Genomic DNA, 17,343 nt, shown 5'->3' with positions numbered 1-17,343 from the left:
GCGGCCGGAATAACGCGGGCTGGAAGCGGGCGTAACGGATTGCGGTTCAGAGATCCAGGACCAGTCGGGGACAACCGGCAGCGGCACGGGAAACACAAACCAGCATGATCTCCCCGGCTTCACGGTCTTCCACAGTCAGGACTGCGTCGCGGTGCTCGGGCTCGCCGGAGATGATCTGGGTTTCACAGGTTCCGCACAATCCTGCGCGGCAGGAGGACAGGACGCGCACTCCCACCTCTTCCACCGCTTCGAGGATGGTCTTGTCATTCGTTACCGTCACGGTGGTTCCGGTCCTCGCCAGCTCCACCTCAAAGGGCGCGTTGGCTGCGGCGGTACCCAGCGTCGAGGCGACGAACCGCTCGGTGTGCAGGGCGCCGGGCGGCCAGCCCATGCACCGTTCCTCCACGGCACCGAGCAGCCCGCCCGGACCGCAGGCATACACCAGCATGTGTGCCCGAGGCATGCCCAGGACCTGGTCCAGGTCCAACCGGCCAACTTCGTCCTCGGCAACGATGCGGATACGGTCAACGCCGTACCGGTCCTCCAACTGCTGAGCGAAGGCCATGGTTTTGCGGCTTCGGCCGCCGTAGACCAGCGTCCAGTCCTTGCCGGCAGCGTCGGCTGCTTCGAGCATGGGAATGATCGGGGTGATGCCAATTCCGCCGGCAATGAAAAGGTAGCGGCGGGACTCGCGCAGGGGAAAGTTATTGCGGGGCGCCGAGATGGCCAGCGGTGTTCCCGGCAACAGCGCGTGCACGGCCTTTGACCCGCCACGGGAATCGGGCGCATGCAGCACCCCGATCCGAAGGTGGTCCAGCTCGTCCGGTGAGGAACACAGCGAATACTGCCGCACCAGGCCGTCGCCCACGTGTACGTCAATATGCGCTCCGGGCTGCCAGGACCCGAACGGCAGGCCGTCGGCTCGCCGCAGCACCAGGGAGACCACCTGGTCCGCCACAATGTCCGCCCTGTCGACGACGACGTCGATGGTGGCTCCTGCAGATGCAGTCATGAGGTCTTCACTTCCTTTGGAAAGGCCCGCCTGGACGACGGTCCCTTTGGCCGGGCATCCGGCCCTAATTACGGCTTACTTGAGGTTAGGTGTTCCACAACACAACCGCGGCGCCGCTTTCCGTCCAACGGAAAGACTGGGCAGAAAATAACTGGAACTGGAGCGTCCCTATTGCGGCAGATGCTCCACGCCCAGCCTCCGGGCAATGCCCCGGGCGGCAATGTTGAGCACAGGAACCACGCTGCCGACCGGGGCGGGACGGTTCCGGGTGACAATGCCCAGCGCCGCCACCACCTGTTTGTTGGGCAGGAACACCGGGACGGCCAGGCCGTAGTTGTCCGGGCCCGTTTCCTCCTCGGTAGTGGCATAGCCGAGGGCCTGCACCCGCTCGATTTCGGCAGCGAGCGTGGCGGGGCTGGTGATGGTGCGAGGGGTGTGTGGCTCCAGCCGCTGGGAAACGGCGGTAAACAATTCCTTGGCCCCATAGGCCAGCATGATTTTTCCTGCGGCACTCGCGTGGAGCGGCAGGCGTGCGCCAACCCGCCGGAACGGCTGGCCCGCTCCCGTACCGGACATCCGTTCCACCAGCAGGACCTCCTGCCCGTCCAGGATGAACAGGTTCACCACATTGTGCGTCACGAAGAGGACGTCCTGCATAAAAGGGGCGGCTACCTCGGCGATGTTTTGCTGCGCAGGGGCCAGCAGGCCAAGGCGCCAGATCCGCTGCCCTACACGGTATTCGCCATTGGCCTTCTCCAGTCCTCCCCACGCCACCAGTTCGCCGGCCAGCCGGTGCGCGGTGGTCACGGGAAGGCCCGCACGGCGCGCCATGGCACTGAGGCTTTGCACGGAGTGCTCAGCGTCGAAGGTTCCGAGCAGGGCCAGTGCGCGGGACGTGACACTCGCCGCCGGCTGAGCGGAGGCACCGCCGTCGGCAGCCTGGGAGGGTTTGGATCCGGGTATTGAAGCGGAACGGCGGGCGGTCCGGCCGCTGGGGGCAGCGTTAGCCATGGATCACCCTTCTGAGCGCTGGAAGCAGCAGCGCATCATTGACGCCGTGCCCTACCGTCATTTTAAGCCCAACGCCGGATCCCCATGCATTTGCAAGGAGGGTCCGGCGTCGTTGGTCCTCAGTGGGAGGCGGTGGCGAGGGTTGAACCGCGGTAAGCGCCGAGGCCGCCATCCACGCGGATGTCCGAGCCGTTCACCCACCCCGACTCGGGGCGGAGCAGGAAGTCGATAACGGAGGCGACGTCTTCCGGCTCGCCGAAGCGGCCCAGCAGGGCACCTGCACCCTCCACCTTGTCCCGCCCGTGGTCCTTTTTAAAGTCCTCAAGGATGGGCGTGGCAACTGGCCCGGGGCTCACGCTGTTGACCCGGATGCGCTGCGGCAGCAGTTCGGCGGCCAGGTGCTCCGTCAGGAAGCGGACGCACTGCTTGGAGAAAAGGTAGGACTCCTCCGTGATGTCCTTGTCAGAGGAAACCGAATCCAGCGCGCTTGCCTGATCCGCGGCCAGCGCGAACGCGGCACACTTGGCTTTCACCTCGCGCCACTGGACGGCAACGCTGGAAGCGAGGTTCACGACGGCGGTTCCCTCGCCGAGGAGCGGGGCAAGTGCCCGGACCAGCCCGCGGACGCCGAAGACGTTGACGGACAGCACTGTGCGCCAGGGCGCGGTGCCGGGGACTCCTGCGATGTTCGCCAGGCCGGCGATGCCGAACGGTGCGGCGACCGAGACTGCAGCGGCCGCCGCGTCGACGCCTGCCTGGCTGGAAAGGTCAGCCTGCACGAAGGTTCCGTTGAAGTCGGTGGGAGCGTTGCGGTCGATGCCGATCAGAGGCACTCCGCGGGCGAAAAGTATCTGCGCGGTCCTGGCGCCGATGCCGGATGAAACCCCCGTGAGGACGATGGGCAGCTGCTCTTGGGACATGGAGACTCCTCGTTAGTGCGTGACGTGCTTCACTCCATAGTCGCAAGCAGGATCAATCCATCGTCCGCATCTTTCCGTTGGACGGAAAGGTCTGCGCGGATTGTGACGGGTGCCATGAGACTGGGATAAGAATTCCCATCCCCGCCCGAAAGGACAGGCCATGACGGCAGCCCATTACCAGGTCCTGGACCCGGCCACACTCGAGCTCGTGGGACGCGCCCCGGAAAACACCGGTGCCGATGTCGAGCAGGCGGTTGCGGCCGCCCGCCGGGCCGCAGCCAGCTGGGGAGCCGACCGCGATGCCCGCCGCGCCGCCCTGCGTGCCGGGGCTGTCCTGATCCGCCGTGACCTGGATGCCTTGGCCACCCTGCTCTCCCGTGAGCAGGGCAAGCCCAAGGTGGAGGCTGCCGGTGAGTTCACAGTGGCGGCAGGACTTTTTGAGTACTACGCGGACCTGGGATGGGACGAAGTCGAGCCCCTGACTCCACGGGCCGACAGGACTCTTGAGGTCCAGTACCGGCCGGTGGGCATTGTGGGCACCATCACGCCGTGGAACTTCCCCGTCTCCCTGCTTTGCGTGAAGCTTGCCCCTGCGCTGGTTGCCGGCTGCACCGTGATCGCGAAACCCTCCCCGTCCACGCCGCTGTCCACCATCGCGCTGGTCAACCTGCTCAATGAGGTCCTGCCGATAGGGGTGCTGCAGGTGCAGACCAGTTCACGACGGACGGTCAATGTTGCGCTCAGCACCTCGCCGGGCATCCGCAAGATCTCTTTTACCGGCTCCACCGAGGTGGGCATCTCGATGGCCCAGCAGGCGGCCCCCACCGTCAAGCGCGTCACCATGGAGCTGGGCGGAAACGATCCTGCCATCGTGCTCGATGACGCCGACATCGCCGTTACCGCCCGCGGAATTGTGGGCAGCGCCTTCCGCAACGCCGGCCAGGTATGCATGGCAGTCAAACGCGTATATGTTCCCCGCAGCCGCAGCACGGAACTGGCCGAGGCCATCGCCGCCGAGGCTTCCCGCCACGTGCTGGGCCACGGCATTGCGGACGGGACCACCATGGGGCCCATGCACAACGAGTCCCAGCTCAAACTGGTCCACGGCCTGGTCGACTCCGCCGTAGGCGCCGGAGCCCGCATCATCACCGGCGGCAACCCCGGCTGCGACCTGCCCGGCTACTTCCTCTCCCCCACCGTAGTGATCGACGCCGAGCCGGGCATGGACCTGGTGGAACAAGAACAGTTCGGGGCAGCCCTGCCAATCGTCGCCTATGACAATCTCGAGGAGACCATCTGCGCACTGAACGCCGGTGAATTCGGCCTCGGCGCCTCCGTCTGGAGCCCCGACCACGAGCGTGCGTACGCCACCGCATCACAAATTGAGGCCGGAACGGTCTGGATCAACCAGCACACCCTCGTGGAGCCCGATGCCCCGTTCGGAGGCTGGAAGGCATCCGGCATCGGCCGCGAACGCGGCCGGTGGGGCCTGGAGGAATACCTCGAAACCCGTGTCATCAATGCCCGCCCCCACTCCTGAGCCCGCACCAACCCCGCAGAAGGACTTCTTGTGAGCGTCGAACTGATCACCCTTGGCACCGCCGCCGGCCCAGCCATCCGCGGACCGGAAAACGGCATCTCCAGCGCACTGGTGGTAGGCGACGCCTTCTACATGGTGGATTTTGGCATGGGCTGCTCGCGGGCAGCCCATGACGCAGGGCTCCGCGGCGAGGATCTCGTGGCAGGCTTTGTCACCCACCTGCACTCGGACCATGTGGTGGAACTGCCCGGCTTCCTGCTGTGGAACTGGGGCAACCCGGTAGAGGGCTTCACCGGCCCTATTTCGATTGTGGGCCCGGGCAAGGACGCCACCCGGACCGGTGGTGCCGGGCTCTCCGGCACCGGCGAGCTAGTATCCCATTCCCTGCAGGCCTTCTCCTACGACATCGACATCCGCGTCCACGATGAAGCCCGCCCGGACCTGGCGTCCCTTGTGCGCACCGTGGACCTCAAAACCCCCCCACATGGAAGCCCGGATGCGGCCCGCCCCTTTGACGTCTACGAGGATGACAGGGTCAAGGTCACCGGCATCCTGGTCGAACACCCGCCGGTGCGCCCTGCACTGGCATTCCGCTTTGACACCGACGCAGGCTCAGTGGTGTTCTCCGGTGACACCGCCGAATGTGAGGCGATGGTTGTGCTCGCCAGCGGCGCGGACGTGCTGGTGCACGAGGCAGTGAACCTGGACTTCTATGCCGGCAAGGGTTTCGCGCCGGAATTCCTCAACCACCAGCGGATCGCACACACCCCGCCGGAAGGAGCAGGCCGCGTGGCTGCTGCAGCCGGAGTGGGCCGCCTGGTCCTCTCCCACCTGGCGGGCCGCGCCGAGCCGCAGTGGTGGCGCAGCCGGGCCGTGTCAACTTTCGACGGCCCCGTGGACGTCGCCGTCAGCGGCCAGCGTTTCCGCATCGACACCCCGGTGCTGGCACCCGCCTGAGGAACCCGAGAACAAGGACCCGCGCCCGCCACCCTGTAGCAAGGACAACAACTTTTGGAACTGCCGTCGCCCGCAACAGCACTCGATGAAAAAAGGACGACGGCGGACGGAGCCTGGCTTGCCGTCCTCGCCGCGGGCATCGCGGCAGCCATGCATATCTGGAAGCTGCCAGCCGCCCTGGCCGGAATCCAGATGGATCTGGGCGCCACCCTGGTTCAGGCCGGGCTGCTGCTCGGCATCATCCAGTTGGCCAGCGTGGTCGGTGGCCTGGCCACAGCCGTTGGCGGGGAACTGGCAGGCCTCCGCCGGCTCCTGATCACCGGACTGGTCCTGCTGAGTGCCGCATCCGGGCTCGGCGCCGCCGCGCCCACCACTGAGTTGCTCATGGCCACACGGACGCTGGAGGGCGTCGGATTCCTGCTGGCCGTTGTCGTCGCCCCTGCACTTATCCGCAAGGTGACCCCGGCTCAACGACTCAATGTGGCGCTGGCGAGTTGGGGCGCGTTCCAGGGCATGGCCACGCTGATCGGACTCGCCGCCGGCGCTCTGTTCCTGCAGGCCGCCGGCTGGCGCGAGTGGTGGCTGGTGATGGCTGTCCTCACGCTGATACCCGTGCCGCTGCTGCTGCGCCGGGTACCGAGGGACGTGCCTCCGGCCGACGCCGGGCTGCGGTCCGCGCTCCGGCGCGTCGGGCGCACCGTCGCCACCCGCTCTCCCTGGATTATCGGCATGGTCTTCGCCTGTTACACCGCTCAGTGGATGGCAGTGCTCGGGTTCCTGCCATCCATTTACCGCTCGGCTGGCTTGGAAGGGCCGTTGCCCGGCATCCTCAGCGCCGCCGTGGGCGGGGTCAACGCGATCGGGGCACTGAGCGCCGGGCCGCTCATCCAGCGCGGGCTGTCCGAGCGGCAAATCATCTTCTGGACCTTCCTGGGCATGTCGGCGGCGTCGGTGGCGACATTCGCCGCCGGCTGGGAAAACATCAGTAACGGCATCCTCTTCCAGTTCGTCCTCATCGCCGTATTCTCCGCCGTCGGCGGTCTTATCCCCGCTGCGGTGACCAGGTACTCCGTGCGGATTGCCCCCGCGGATGGTTCTGTCACCGCCGTGCTGGGGCTGACGCAGCAGATTTTCAATCTCGGGAACTTCCTGGGGCCCATGCTGTTCGCCCTGCTGGCCACGAGCACTGATGGCTGGGACACGACCTGGTGGCTGACGTGCGGGTTGAGCATTCTGGGGATGGCCCTGCTGGCGCTCCTGGGTGGCCCCGACGGCGGGACCGCCAAGAGTGCCCGGCGCCCCGGAAAGTCGCTTTCCACCCAACGGAAAGCTCAAATGTAAGGCCCGTCACACCAGCCTAGAGTCAAGAAAAGGCCGCTCCAAACCGGCAAAGACTTCCCTTCAACGATTGGGCATACCGTGTCTGAAACTCCCCTTACCGGCGTCACGCCGGGCGCCGCGGCCTCCCGCGACCCCCGGACCTGGTCCCGGGCCAAGCGCAACCGCTATGGCTGGTTCGTGACGTTCAGCCTCCTCTTCCTGATGATGCTCAGCTGGGCCGACAAAGCAGTCCTCGGCATCGCCGCCGTGCCCATCATGAAAGAACTGGGCATCACACCCGAGCAGTTCGGCCTGGTGGGCAGCGCCATGTTCCTCACCTTCGGTGTGGCCCAGATCGTCGCCGCACCCATCGCCAACAAGGTATCGAGCAAGTGGATCCTGCTGGTCCTGTGCCTGCTGTGGTCCGTGGCCCAGGTTCCCATCCTGCTTTTCGCTTCCCTGCCTGCCCTCTGGGCAAGCCGCTTGCTGCTTGGCGCCGGCGAGGGTCCCCTGGCGCCGGTGCTGATGCATGGCATCTACAAGTGGTTCCCCGAGAAGAAGGGCGCCACCCCGGCCGCTCTTGCCTCATCCGGGGTGACCTTGGGCATTGTGGCCTTCGCACCGGTCTTGGCCTGGGTCATCGGGCAGTTCGGCTGGCAGACGGCCTTTGCACTGCTGGCCATCGTGGGACTGGTCTGGTCCGTCTTCTGGGTCATCGTAGGCAAGGAAGGCCCGTACACCAGCCGGAAAGCCGAACAGGAAATCGACGGCATCGCAGCGGAAGAAACTCCCGTCGCAGCAGAGACCAAAATCCGCTACTGGCGCACCATCCTCTCCCCCAGCTGGATCTTCGCGGTTTTGGCATCCTTCTTTGGCTACTGGACCTTCACCCTGGCCATGTCCTGGGGGCCGGCATACTTTCAGAACGTCCTGGGCTTCAGCGGACAGCAATCCGGTGCCATGATCGCGCTGCCCGCGGCTTGGGGAGCTATCGCCACAGTGGGCCTCAGCGCCCTGACTCAGCGCCTGCACCTGAAAGGTGTTCCCACCCGGAAGGCCCGTGGTTGGGTACTCAGCATCTCCGCGGCCTTCGCGGGAGCCTGTCTTGTGGCCGCAACCCTGACCACCTCACCCGTCCTGTCTGTCATCCTCATGGTCTTCGGCTTCGGAACGGCACCTGCACTCTTCGCCATCACCTACCTGGTCGTCGCTGAACTGACCACCATCGCCCAGCGCGGCGCAAACCTCTCCATCGCAAATGCGGTCTTGACCACCGGCGGCGTATTCGCACCGGCGGTGTCGGGATTCCTGATTGGCGGTGCGACCACCCCGGCTGAAGGTTACCGGGCAGCCTTTGCCCTGGCCGGCGGCCTCCTGCTGGTCTTCGGAATCCTGGCCCTACTTTTCATCAACCAACAGCGTGACCGACGCAGGCTTGGCCTGGAGGTAGCCGATGATGCCGCTCCGGCAACGTCCACTCTTGCTGCTTCCGCCACGGCCACTGGCTTGGAAGTCACCCCTGCAAGCACCAAGGCTTAGGCCCGAATCGTCCCGGAGCGAAGGCCGGGACCGGAACAGCGATCGCTCCGGCCCCGGCCTCAACCTGAAACTCGCGTTCAAAGAGAGGATGCACCGCGTGAAGCCCATCGTTACTCGCCCGACTACCAGACCGAGCCTCGAGGTAGCAGCGGTAAAAACTTCGTTGCAATTGGCTGCGGACATCGACGACGTTATTTGCTCGCCTTGGATTGGACTTCACTACAAGCACGAGTTTCTGCTGCACTACAGGCACGAATCGCTGGAACTGGCAAACAGCATGGCGGACAGATCGAACATGCACGACAAAGGATCTTGCGTAGAGTCTTACCGTGACCACGAAACGGGATGCGTTGGCCCCCTGTAACGACTCGTACTGCAACAGGTGCCGGGTTGCGTCCCGAATTGTGAATACAGCCGCGTCTTCCAGTGACAACTGCCGCTTCCGCACCATGGCGCTCTAGTGGGAACTGAAAGCGACCCCCGGCAGCCTCCGCGGCGGGGAAGGCTCGCCGAACGAATCCTGCCAGGCGGAACCGAACCCGATCCCCGCTTCACGCTGGCCAACGAGCGGACCTTCCTGGCGTGGATCCGCACGTCACTCGCCCTCCTTGCCGGTGGCATAGCCATCGAGGCGTTCACGGCGGACCTTTTTCTTGAACCGGTCCGAAAAGGCATAGCTGTCCTGCTGCTTCTGCTCGGCATGCTCCTTAGCGGAGGAGCCGCTATGCGTTGGCTGAAGGTTGAGCACAGTATGCGGCACAAGGCGCCCCTGCCCCTGCCACTGATTGTGCCCCTGCTGGCCGCGGCGGGGGCACTGGCTGCCGCCGTCGTGCTGGTCTTCATCGTCTTGCCCTGAGTTCTATGGAATCGAAGTTCAGCGGATCACAAGGCGGAAAGCACGGGGACCCCGGGCTGCAGCCGGAGCGGACAACCCTTGCCTGGGGCAGGACGGTGTTGGCCCTGGTGACGGTTAGCGCCATCTTCCTGCGCTGGCTGCCCCACCATGGCTTCCCCGTCTTGGTGCTCATCGCGGTGGCCGCCAGTGCAGCCTCGGCCATCTACCTCACGCAGCGCCGTCGTTACACAACCAGCTCCCATGGGATTTCACGTGGAGCGGCCGCCCCCGACATTTCCGGAGTGCTATGGACCGCTTTCGCTGCCATGGCACTGGGCGCACTGGGTATGAGCGTCGTCCTGATACCTTGAACCTGCTATTAGGGATGATTCCCGGCATAGTTCTTCTTTCAGTAGTCCAAACCTCGTGAAGTGGCGTTCTATGGGAGGGCTTGCAGGTGGCGAATTCGAGTTCAGGGGATTCGATGGTGGACCGGATTGTCCGGCTGCTCTCGGCCTTTCCGCAGGATGTTCATGCCTTGCAGTTGTCTGAACTGGCTCAGCGGGCCGGTTTGCCGTTGACCACCACTCACCGCTTGGTTCAGCAGTTGGCCGGCCACGGCCTGCTGGAAACTCGTCCGGGCGGATCGGTACGTCCGGGGTTACGGTTGTGGGAGCTGGCGAACCGCACTTCTCCTACTCTTGCTTTGCGGCAGGCGGCTATCCCTTTTATGGAGGACATTCAACAGGTCCTGAATCAGAACGTGAACCTAGCGGTGCTGGACGGATGGGATGTCCTTTTTGTGGAGCGCCTGTCCCGGCGGGGTTCCGTTGTTAACCGCGCACAGGTTGCCGGGAGGATGCCAGTCAACATCTCGTCGGCCGGGCTGGCGCTGATGGCGTTTCAGGACAAGGCGCTTCAGAACCGCTACGTGGAACAGTTCGAGGACCTTGGCGATAACCTGGCCGCGAATTCACTGCGGGCCTTGTTAAGCGAAACAGCCCGCCAGGGTTACGCCCAACTGCCGGGGGTGTTGGATGCCGACACATGGGGCATCGCGGTTCCCGTGCTCAACCGGAGGCAACGGGCGGTGGCCGCACTCGGCGTCGTGGTCCCCCTGCGGGAAATGCGACTGCAAGCGCTGGTTCCGGTCCTGCAGACCGCGGCCAGAGGGGTTGGCCGCAGCCTGACGGACTTTGATCAAATCTCCCATTGAACGGAATTGTCGTAACTATCGTCACGGTCGGTGGCTCACACTGGTGCAGACGCAATCACCGGCACCGCCAGCGGAGCCCACAATGAAGTGAGAGAGATCATGGGAGCACGCAAGATCATCACCACCCAGGTGGCCATCATGGGAGCCGGTCCGGCCGGGCTGATGTTGTCCCACCTGCTGGCCAAGGCCGGCATCGAATCCACGGTCATCGAGGTGCGGAGCCACAAGGAAATTTCCGAAACCGTCCGCGCCGGCATTTTGGAACACGGCACCGTGAACATGCTCGTGGACAGCGGTGTCTCGGACCGGGTGCTGCGCGACGGCGACCGGCACGACGGTATTGAACTGCGCTTCAACGGCGAGAGCCACCGCGTCGACTTCAAGGAGTTGGTGGGGGAATCCGTGTGGCTCTACCCGCAGACGGATGTCTTTCTGGACCTCGCCGCGCGCAGGAAGACCGACGGCGGCGACGTCCGCTACAGCGTCACGAACACCACCGTCCACGACCTCGAAGGTAAGCCGAAGGTCTGGTTCACCGACGCCGAGGGCGTGGAGTATGAAATCCAGGCGGACTTCCTGGTGGGTGCAGACGGCTCCCGCAGCCACTGCCGGTTCCAGATCCCCGAGGCGAACCGCAAGTGGTACTTCCATGAGTACCCGTTCGCCTGGTTTGGCATCCTGGCCGAAGCCCCGCGCAGCTCCGACGAGCTGATCTACGCCAACTCGGCCAACGGGTTCGCCCTGATCAGCCAGCGCACCGAGACAGTCCAGCGGATGTACTTCCAGTGCGACCCCAAGGAAAACGTCGCGGAATGGGACGATGACCGGATCTGGTCCGAATTCCGCAGCCGGGTCAACGGCAACGGCTTCGAGCTCAAGGAAGGGCCGGTCATCGAAAAGATGGTCCTGCCGTTCCGGAGTTTCGTCCACACCCCCATGCGCCACGGCAACCTATTCCTGGCCGGCGACGCCGCACACACCGTGCCGCCCACCGGCGCCAAGGGCCTGAACCTTGCCATCCACGACGTCAAAGTCCTCTTCGAAGGGCTGGACAGCCACTACAACTCCGGGTCCGACCAGCTGCTGGAAACCTACAGCGACCGAGCCCTGGAGCGGGTGTGGAAGGCCCAGCAGTTCTCCTACTGGATGACCACCATGCTGCACACCCCCACTGATGCGGACGACTTCTCCCGCGCCCGGCAGCTCGGCGAACTGCACTCCGTCGTCTCCTCCCGGCACGGAATGGCCTACCTTGCCGAGGCTTACACCGGCTGGCCCGGCTTGGCGTAGAACAATCAAGCAACGCCGATAATCGCCCCGACCAACCACCAATAAGATAGGAGTCCGCCGTGCCGCACCAGACCGAGAGCCAGACGGACGAGCTTGTCCAGGCTGCCGAACCCAAGGCAGGCCACGCACCCTTAGACCGCGCCGTCGAGACCCAGGCGGATCTCAGTGCTGAGATCAACGCACTCGGGGACGCCTATGTGCGGGCTCTCAAGGACGGTGCACCGGCGGAGACCCACCCCCGGCTGGACTACGCGCCGTACCGCAGCAGCATCCTGCGGCACCCCACCAAAAGCCTGCACCACACGGACCCGGAGACCATCGAGCTGTATTCTCCCGCGTTCGGGCACCAGGACGTGCATGCCTTGGAGTCGGACCTGACCATCCAGCACAACGGCGAGCCCCAGGGTGAGCGGATCATCGTGGCCGGCAAGGTGCTGGACGGCAACGGCCGCCCGGTCGCGGGGCAGCTGGTGGAAATTTGGCAGGCCAACTCCTCCGGCCGTTACATCCACAAGCGTGACCAGCACCCGGCCCCGATCGACCCCAACTTCACGGGCATCGGCCGCTGTATCACCGGCCCGGACGGCTCCTACCGCTTCACCACCATCAAGCCCGGCGCCTACCCGTGGAAGAACCACCTGAACGCCTGGCGGCCGGCGCACATCCACTTTTCGCTGTTTGGCACGGAGTTCACCCAGCGGATCGTCACGCAGATGTACTTCCCCGGCGACCAGCTCTTCCCGCTGGATCCGATCTACCAGACCATCGTGGACCAGGACGCCCGCGACCGGCTGGTGGCCGACTACGACCACAACCTCACCGAGCCGGAGTGGGCGCTGGGCTACAACTGGGACATCGTCCTCACCGGTCCAAAGCGGACCTGGACCGAAAACGAAGCGCTCGGTACTGCAGGCGACGAAAGCGAATAGGTAGAGATAAGCACATGAGCAACCAGACCACCCAGCTTGTCCCCACCCCCGGCCAGACCGTCGGCCCGTTCTACGGCTACGCACTGCCGTTCGAGAAGGACAACGAACTCCTGGCCCCCGGCTCGCCCGGTTCCATCCCGCTCCAGGGCACCGTGTACGACGGCGCCGGCGAGACCGTCCCGGACGCGATACTGGAAATCTGGCAGCCCGACTCCGAGGGCAACGTCGTCCAGAAGACCGGCTCCCTGGTCCGGAACGGCTACACCTTCACCGGTTGGGGCCGCGGCTCCGTGGGATACAGCGGCGTGTTCACCTTCACCACAGTCAACCCCGGCCCCACCAAACCCGGCGCGGCACCGTTCATCTCAGTGGCCCTCTTCGCCCGCGGCCTGACCACCCGCCTCTTCACCCGCATCTACCTGCCGGAAAACGAGGAGGCGCTGGCCAACGACCCGTTGCTCAGCTCCCTGGAACCGGAGCGCCGACAGACCCTCATCGCGCGCCGCGATGCCGACGGCGGACTCACCTTTGATATCCGCCTTCAGGGTGAGGGCGAGACAGTTTTCCTAGATTTCCAGTGACTGAAGCGGCCAGTTCAGTGGGCGACGCCTGCTCAGCCCTGTCTCGGCGTCCCCTTTGGTGGGCGCGCTGACGGGGGACCGGGCAGTGCTGGCGGCGATCCTCGCTGTCGAGTCCGGCTGGGCTGCCGTGATGGAGAAGGAGGGTCTGGCGCCCGCGGGTGCTGCTGCCGTCGTGGCTTCCGCCGCTGAGGCGGGCCGCTACGATCCCGCCGATATCGCACGCCGGGCGCAGGGTGGCGGCAACCCGGTGATCCCGCTGCTGGCCGACCTCCGCAGGCACGTCGCGGCGCTGGATACCTCCGGTGCCGGGGCTGGGAAAGGGGTGCACACCTCGCTGCCAAGCCAGGACGTGCTGGACACGGCGCTGATGCTGGTTGCCAGGAACACCGTCGAGGCGCTGCTGGCTGACCTGAAAGGCACCACGAGGGGGCTCGCCACCCTGGCGGAGCAGCATGCGGACACGCTGTGCGTGGGCAGGAGCCTGACGCAGCATTCCCTGCCGTTTACGTTCGGGCTGCGGCTGCCGCTGGACGGCTCCTGTGGGCGGCGCAGTGGTTCCAATTCCTACAGCAACCGCGCCCTCGACCGGGTCTGGAAGGCGCAGCAGTTCTCCTACTGGATGACCTCTATGCTGCACACCCCGGCAGATGCCGACGACTTCTCCCGCGCCCGCCAGCTAGGCGAGCTCAACTAGGTCATATCTTCCCGGCACGGGCGTGCCTACCTCGCCGAGGCCTACACGGGCTGGACCACCGCCTAGGCTGCCAGATTGGGCCAAGAGTTCGGTGAAGAACTTCCTTTGCCGGAGCAAGTGAGCCTGGGCATGGTTTGAGCATGGCCGCACCTGCCCAGATGGCCGCTGTGCAAATGAAGCACACCCCAACCTGACGTCAGGCAGGTAGCCGGAAAGTTGTCAGAGTAGGGTCCGGTTCTGACTTTTCTGGCAACCGCTCGAGGAACTCTTAGATCGCAACCTGACACTCTTGCCTCGGTCCCCAACGGCAGCGTGACGTGGGGGCTGTTATCGGCCCTCTGCTTTGCTGATGGCCTCCGCTTCAGCGGCTTGAGCGTCGGCAGCCCATTCCAGTGCGGCGGTGAGGTGGTCCTGGTCCAGGAAGTGTCCGCTATTCGGCTGGGGGAAGCTTGTCGTAGGTGTAGGCGGCAACGGCCATGGGTGAGGTGGAGCGTCCGAGACTGTAGCGGACGCTGCGGTCGTTCTTGGTGCCGCAGATCAGGATGCCGACGGTTTCGTTGTGGTAGTCCCGGCGGAGCACGTCATCGACGAGGGCAACGTAGTAGTTGAGTTGCCGGCGAACTCGGGTTGGAACTTGCCTGTCGTAAGCTCGATGACCACATAGCCCGTTGACCGTACTAGAAGGCCGCTACTCCCCCACCGAGTTAGAGCGCTGAGGTGTGACTAAGTCAGGCTGCGGTCACGCTCCACAGCCCACCTTAGAGGACTGCGGCTTCTGGTTTAGACTCCCAGAGGTTCATGCCGTCCAGCCAGGTCACCAGCAAATTGCATGTGCTCTCAAAGTGCTTAAACATGAGGAGTCTGGCCCCGGAGGAGTCCCCTGCCTCGATCCGGTCAATAACCTCTGTGTGGCCAAATCGATTGATCTCGGCCCAGCCTGGGACCGAGTGAAAGTTTGAGTCGAATTGCAAAGGTACAAGTCGTCGTGCTGCGTCGGCGAACCAAAGTAATTTAGGGGCATCGGCGATGGTGTGGATTGCGGTATGCAGGTCGGAGTTGAGGTCCAAGGCGTGCTTGCTTTGATGGTCTTCAAGTTTGTGTAATTGGGCGTCGAGGCTGCGAAGGAGGACGATACTTTCCGGCGTGGATCGGCTCGCGGCGCGCGCCGCGAGCTCTCCTTCAGCGGTAGACCACATGAAGTAGGTGTCAATCACGTTGTCCCGTCGTATGGGTACAACGCGAAAGCCTCGGTTTGGCTGATGTTCCACCCATCCGTCTCGGGCCAGCTGCATCAAGGCCTCCCGCACGGGCGTGATACTGACATTTAGCTTTTCTGCAAGGGGAGCAAGCCGAAGAGCGTCACCATGCTTGACTTCGCCGCTGAGGATCTGTTCACGGATGAGGGCTGCAACAGCCTGGCCCATTAGTTCCAGCTTTAGGCTCTTTTGCATAAAAAATAATTTATCACGTCTGCTCGAAAGATCGGCGGTTCTCCTGGCGCTCCGAAGCCTTTGGACATGTTTGAAGTGGAGACAATAGTTGGCCTGATCGCTCAGTGCCGCTCCTCCGCTGGCTCAGTGTGCCACCACCCTTCCCATGCCATTGACGTAAGCTCACCTGAGGGGAAATTGGGAGCGTCCTCGCCCGGATCAGTTAACGTGGCGACAGCCCCGGATAAATGTTCCGCCCTTACGCGCAGCGCATGGCTGAAGGCATGGTCGTGGCTGATAAGGCCTCGACTGTTGAGATGTCCTTGCGAGTGGTGTCCCGAGTTCATATCAGTCATCCTTTATTCCGCTCCGACTCTTCAGTCCTGTCCGGGAGCTGTTTTCGGATGCGTCCAGTGACGCTTTCTGCTGCGCAGCCGCTCAAACTGTCGCCGTTCGTTCAAGGCTTTTCTCGACATTCGGGTTGAGGAACTCCGCCTGTCTGGAAAAGCGTTTCGGGTCGAATCCGGCGTCCACTACTAGTTCGGGGGTGAGCGGAAGCTGTTGTTCAAGAACCTTCCGGGCGGCCATATGCTCGGCAGGGCTGTTTACTGACTCCACTCCGGTGAGGCGTCCGTCCCGGAAGCAGTAGACGGAGAATTTGCCGGTAGCCGGCTCTCCACGGACGATCGATTCATCGTCGCTATGGATAATTCCAGCTATCTGGAGCTTCACCGTTCCCTGCTGGGACCAGAACCACGGCAGGCTATCGTACGGCGTAGGCTTGCCCGTCAGGGTCTTTGCCAGGCTTCTGGCCTGGTCAGTGGCGTTCTGGACCGATTCCAAGCGGATGCGTGTCCCCGTGTGCGGGCTGGGGTAGCTGCTGCAATCGCCGAGAGCGAATATGTGCGGGTCGCTCGTTCGCAAACACGCGTCGACGACGATTCCGTTGTCTATTTCCAGACGTGCCTGTTCTGCGAGTTCGCTGTTGGGAAGGACTCCGATTCCGACGACGATGAGGTCGGCTGGGTATTCGGTGCCTGTGGTGCTGACGGCACCGCTGATCTTGCCTGCGGTCCCGGTAAGTGCGGCGATGCCTTCGCCCAGTTTCAGCTTGATGCCGTTATCGATGTGGACAGCCGCGAAATAGCCTGACATGAATTGAGAAAGGACGCGGCCCATGGGACGGGGCCCGTACTCGAGGACGGTAACGTCAAGCCCTCGCTGCCGGGCCGCTGCTGCGAACTCCAGGCCGATAAAACCCGCGCCGATGACGACAACGTGTTTGGCGCTGCCCAGGTCGGCCTGTAGCGCTTTGGCATCATCCAGTGTCCTGAGATAGTGAATTCCTTTCAGCTCGGAGCCCGGCACGGTGAGTTCCCGGTTACGGGCTCCGGTGGCGAAAACAAGGTTTGTATAGGAGACGGTAGTGCCGTCGCTGGCGAGGATGCTTTGCCGCTCGGGGTCGACCGTAGTGACCTGCACCCCCTGGTGGAACGTTACTGCGCGTTCTTCAAAGAACGTGCCGGCTCTGAGGGGCAGCGGTGTGGCGCTGTCGTCTTCGGACATGAAGTCCTTGGATAGCGGCGGCCGCTGGTAGGGCAGGTGCGGCTCGTCGGCGAATAGGTCGATGGCGCCCTCGTAGCCTTCGGTCCGGAGTGAGTCTGCAAGTTGCACGCCTGCCTGACCACCTCCGATGATGACTGTGCGGCTCATGGTTCGACCTGGGTCAGGGGAAGATCAACGGCTATCTCTCCCAGTGCCGGGCCGACCTTTATTTGGCAACCGAGGCGTGAACGTTCTTCGTCGCGGGGGGATGAGGTGATATCCAGCATTTCGTCCTCGTCCTCATTCATGGCCGGCAGGGATTCGATGTATTCTTCACGGACATAGATGTGGCAGGTTGCGCACATGGCCTGGCCTCCGCATTCACCGATGATTCCATCGACTCCGTTGGTGATGGCGGCCCGCATGACGGATGTGCCCGGGACAGCGTCGATGACGTCTGTTGCGCCGCCAGGGTGGTGGTAGAAGATTTTTGGCACGGTCTTGTTCCTAACTGATAGTGCGTG

Annotated in this window: 17 protein-coding genes and 2 pseudogenes; 12 read left to right on the top strand and 7 right to left on the bottom strand. The window is 64.0% G+C overall.

Annotated elements, in window-relative coordinates; all coding sequences use genetic code 11:
* Positions 1 to 46: 46 nt before the first annotated feature.
* From AC6CH3_RS09840 to AC6CH3_RS09830, 3 genes are all read right to left on the bottom strand, one after another.
* Positions 47 to 1,012, bottom strand: coding sequence for a PDR/VanB family oxidoreductase (locus AC6CH3_RS09840; RefSeq protein ID WP_498132259.1), 966 nt, complete (start codon positions 1,010 to 1,012; stop codon positions 47 to 49).
* A gap of 168 nt (positions 1,013 to 1,180) precedes the next feature.
* Positions 1,181 to 2,023: an IclR family transcriptional regulator gene (locus AC6CH3_RS09835; protein WP_498132258.1), complete on the bottom strand. Its 843-nt coding sequence runs from the start codon at positions 2,021 to 2,023 to the stop codon at positions 1,181 to 1,183.
* A 119-nt stretch (positions 2,024 to 2,142) separates the two neighbouring features.
* Positions 2,143 to 2,943, bottom strand: coding sequence for an SDR family oxidoreductase (locus AC6CH3_RS09830; protein WP_498132257.1), 801 nt, complete (start codon positions 2,941 to 2,943; stop codon positions 2,143 to 2,145).
* A gap of 160 nt (positions 2,944 to 3,103) precedes the next feature.
* Here AC6CH3_RS09830 and AC6CH3_RS09825 point away from each other — a divergent pair, with 160 nt between their 5' ends.
* The 12 genes and pseudogenes from AC6CH3_RS09825 to AC6CH3_RS09770 form a co-directional block, all read left to right on the top strand.
* A complete protein-coding gene (locus AC6CH3_RS09825) occupies positions 3,104 to 4,483 on the top strand; it encodes an aldehyde dehydrogenase family protein (RefSeq protein ID WP_498132256.1) in 1,380 nt (459 codons plus the stop codon).
* 30 nt (positions 4,484 to 4,513) lie between these two features.
* A complete protein-coding gene (locus AC6CH3_RS09820) occupies positions 4,514 to 5,440 on the top strand; it encodes an MBL fold metallo-hydrolase (RefSeq protein WP_498132255.1) in 927 nt (308 codons plus the stop codon).
* Between the two features lie 54 nt (positions 5,441 to 5,494).
* Positions 5,495 to 6,781: an MFS transporter gene (locus tag AC6CH3_RS09815; protein ID WP_498132254.1), complete on the top strand. Its 1,287-nt coding sequence runs from the start codon at positions 5,495 to 5,497 to the stop codon at positions 6,779 to 6,781.
* Positions 6,782 to 6,859: 78 nt separating this feature from the next.
* Positions 6,860 to 8,299: an MFS transporter gene (locus tag AC6CH3_RS09810; protein ID WP_498132253.1), complete on the top strand. Its 1,440-nt coding sequence runs from the start codon at positions 6,860 to 6,862 to the stop codon at positions 8,297 to 8,299.
* Between the two features lie 460 nt (positions 8,300 to 8,759).
* Positions 8,760 to 9,155, top strand: coding sequence for a YidH family protein (locus AC6CH3_RS09805; RefSeq protein WP_498132252.1), 396 nt, complete (start codon positions 8,760 to 8,762; stop codon positions 9,153 to 9,155).
* Between the two features lie 5 nt (positions 9,156 to 9,160).
* A complete protein-coding gene (locus AC6CH3_RS09800; protein WP_498132251.1) occupies positions 9,161 to 9,505 on the top strand; it encodes a DUF202 domain-containing protein in 345 nt (114 codons plus the stop codon).
* A gap of 86 nt (positions 9,506 to 9,591) precedes the next feature.
* Complete coding sequence (locus AC6CH3_RS09795) at positions 9,592 to 10,350, top strand: IclR family transcriptional regulator (protein WP_498132250.1); 759 nt, start codon at positions 9,592 to 9,594, stop codon at positions 10,348 to 10,350.
* Between the two features lie 99 nt (positions 10,351 to 10,449).
* A complete protein-coding gene (locus AC6CH3_RS09790; RefSeq protein ID WP_498132283.1) occupies positions 10,450 to 11,640 on the top strand; it encodes a 4-hydroxybenzoate 3-monooxygenase in 1,191 nt (396 codons plus the stop codon).
* A 59-nt stretch (positions 11,641 to 11,699) separates the two neighbouring features.
* On the top strand, positions 11,700 to 12,569 hold the full coding sequence (pcaH, locus tag AC6CH3_RS09785) for a protocatechuate 3,4-dioxygenase subunit beta (protein ID WP_498132249.1): 870 nt from the start codon (positions 11,700 to 11,702) through the stop codon (positions 12,567 to 12,569).
* A gap of 14 nt (positions 12,570 to 12,583) precedes the next feature.
* Complete coding sequence (gene pcaG / locus AC6CH3_RS09780; RefSeq protein ID WP_498132248.1) at positions 12,584 to 13,150, top strand: protocatechuate 3,4-dioxygenase subunit alpha; 567 nt, start codon at positions 12,584 to 12,586, stop codon at positions 13,148 to 13,150.
* A gap of 28 nt (positions 13,151 to 13,178) precedes the next feature.
* Positions 13,179 to 13,670, top strand: a pseudogene (locus tag AC6CH3_RS09775) (lyase family protein); the annotation flags it as partial.
* A gap of 39 nt (positions 13,671 to 13,709) precedes the next feature.
* Positions 13,710 to 13,910, top strand: a pseudogene (locus tag AC6CH3_RS09770) (4-hydroxybenzoate 3-monooxygenase); the annotation flags it as partial.
* Positions 13,911 to 14,274: 364 nt separating this feature from the next.
* Here the strand turns inward: AC6CH3_RS09770 and AC6CH3_RS09765 are convergent.
* The 4 genes from AC6CH3_RS09765 to AC6CH3_RS09750 all read right to left on the bottom strand — a co-directional run bounded on the left by AC6CH3_RS09765 (position 14,275) and on the right by AC6CH3_RS09750 (position 17,316).
* Positions 14,275 to 14,424, bottom strand: a complete 150-nt coding sequence (locus AC6CH3_RS09765) for a PDDEXK nuclease domain-containing protein (RefSeq protein WP_498132247.1) — start codon at positions 14,422 to 14,424, stop codon at positions 14,275 to 14,277.
* A 178-nt stretch (positions 14,425 to 14,602) separates the two neighbouring features.
* Positions 14,603 to 15,295 carry a GntR family transcriptional regulator gene (locus AC6CH3_RS09760; protein WP_498132246.1) on the bottom strand — a complete coding sequence of 231 codons (693 nt, stop codon included), beginning with the start codon at positions 15,293 to 15,295 and terminating at the stop codon, positions 14,603 to 14,605.
* 417 nt (positions 15,296 to 15,712) lie between these two features.
* On the bottom strand, positions 15,713 to 16,987 hold the full coding sequence (locus tag AC6CH3_RS09755; RefSeq protein ID WP_498132245.1) for an NAD(P)/FAD-dependent oxidoreductase: 1,275 nt from the start codon (positions 16,985 to 16,987) through the stop codon (positions 15,713 to 15,715).
* Positions 16,984 to 17,316, bottom strand: coding sequence for a 2Fe-2S iron-sulfur cluster-binding protein (locus tag AC6CH3_RS09750; RefSeq protein ID WP_498132244.1), 333 nt, complete (start codon positions 17,314 to 17,316; stop codon positions 16,984 to 16,986). The genes AC6CH3_RS09755 and AC6CH3_RS09750 overlap by 4 nt, the downstream gene beginning before the upstream one ends.
* Positions 17,317 to 17,343: the final 27 nt, after the last annotated feature.

Source organism: Arthrobacter sp. GQ119 (assembly GCF_059759125.1).
Note: the sequence above shows the minus strand (reverse complement) of the source record. Positions and strands in the feature narration are given on the sequence as shown.

What these genes read in the sequence shown, in the direction of transcription:
- AC6CH3_RS09840 (WP_498132259.1), bottom strand. Translation starts at nt 1,012, where the DNA reads ATGACTGCATCTGCAGGAGCCACCATCGACGTCGTCGTCGACAGGGCG.
- AC6CH3_RS09835 (WP_498132258.1), bottom strand. Translation starts at nt 2,023, where the DNA reads ATGGCTAACGCTGCCCCCAGCGGCCGGACCGCCCGCCGTTCCGCTTCA.
- AC6CH3_RS09830 (WP_498132257.1), bottom strand. Translation starts at nt 2,943, where the DNA reads ATGTCCCAAGAGCAGCTGCCCATCGTCCTCACGGGGGTTTCATCCGGC.
- AC6CH3_RS09825 (WP_498132256.1), top strand. Translation starts at nt 3,104, where the DNA reads ATGACGGCAGCCCATTACCAGGTCCTGGACCCGGCCACACTCGAGCTC.
- AC6CH3_RS09800 (WP_498132251.1), top strand. Translation starts at nt 9,161, where the DNA reads ATGGAATCGAAGTTCAGCGGATCACAAGGCGGAAAGCACGGGGACCCC.
- AC6CH3_RS09790 (WP_498132283.1), top strand. Translation starts at nt 10,450, where the DNA reads ATGGGAGCACGCAAGATCATCACCACCCAGGTGGCCATCATGGGAGCC.
- pcaG (WP_498132248.1), top strand. Translation starts at nt 12,584, where the DNA reads ATGAGCAACCAGACCACCCAGCTTGTCCCCACCCCCGGCCAGACCGTC.
- AC6CH3_RS09760 (WP_498132246.1), bottom strand. Translation starts at nt 15,295, where the DNA reads ATGCAAAAGAGCCTAAAGCTGGAACTAATGGGCCAGGCTGTTGCAGCC.
- AC6CH3_RS09755 (WP_498132245.1), bottom strand. Translation starts at nt 16,987, where the DNA reads ATGAGCCGCACAGTCATCATCGGAGGTGGTCAGGCAGGCGTGCAACTT.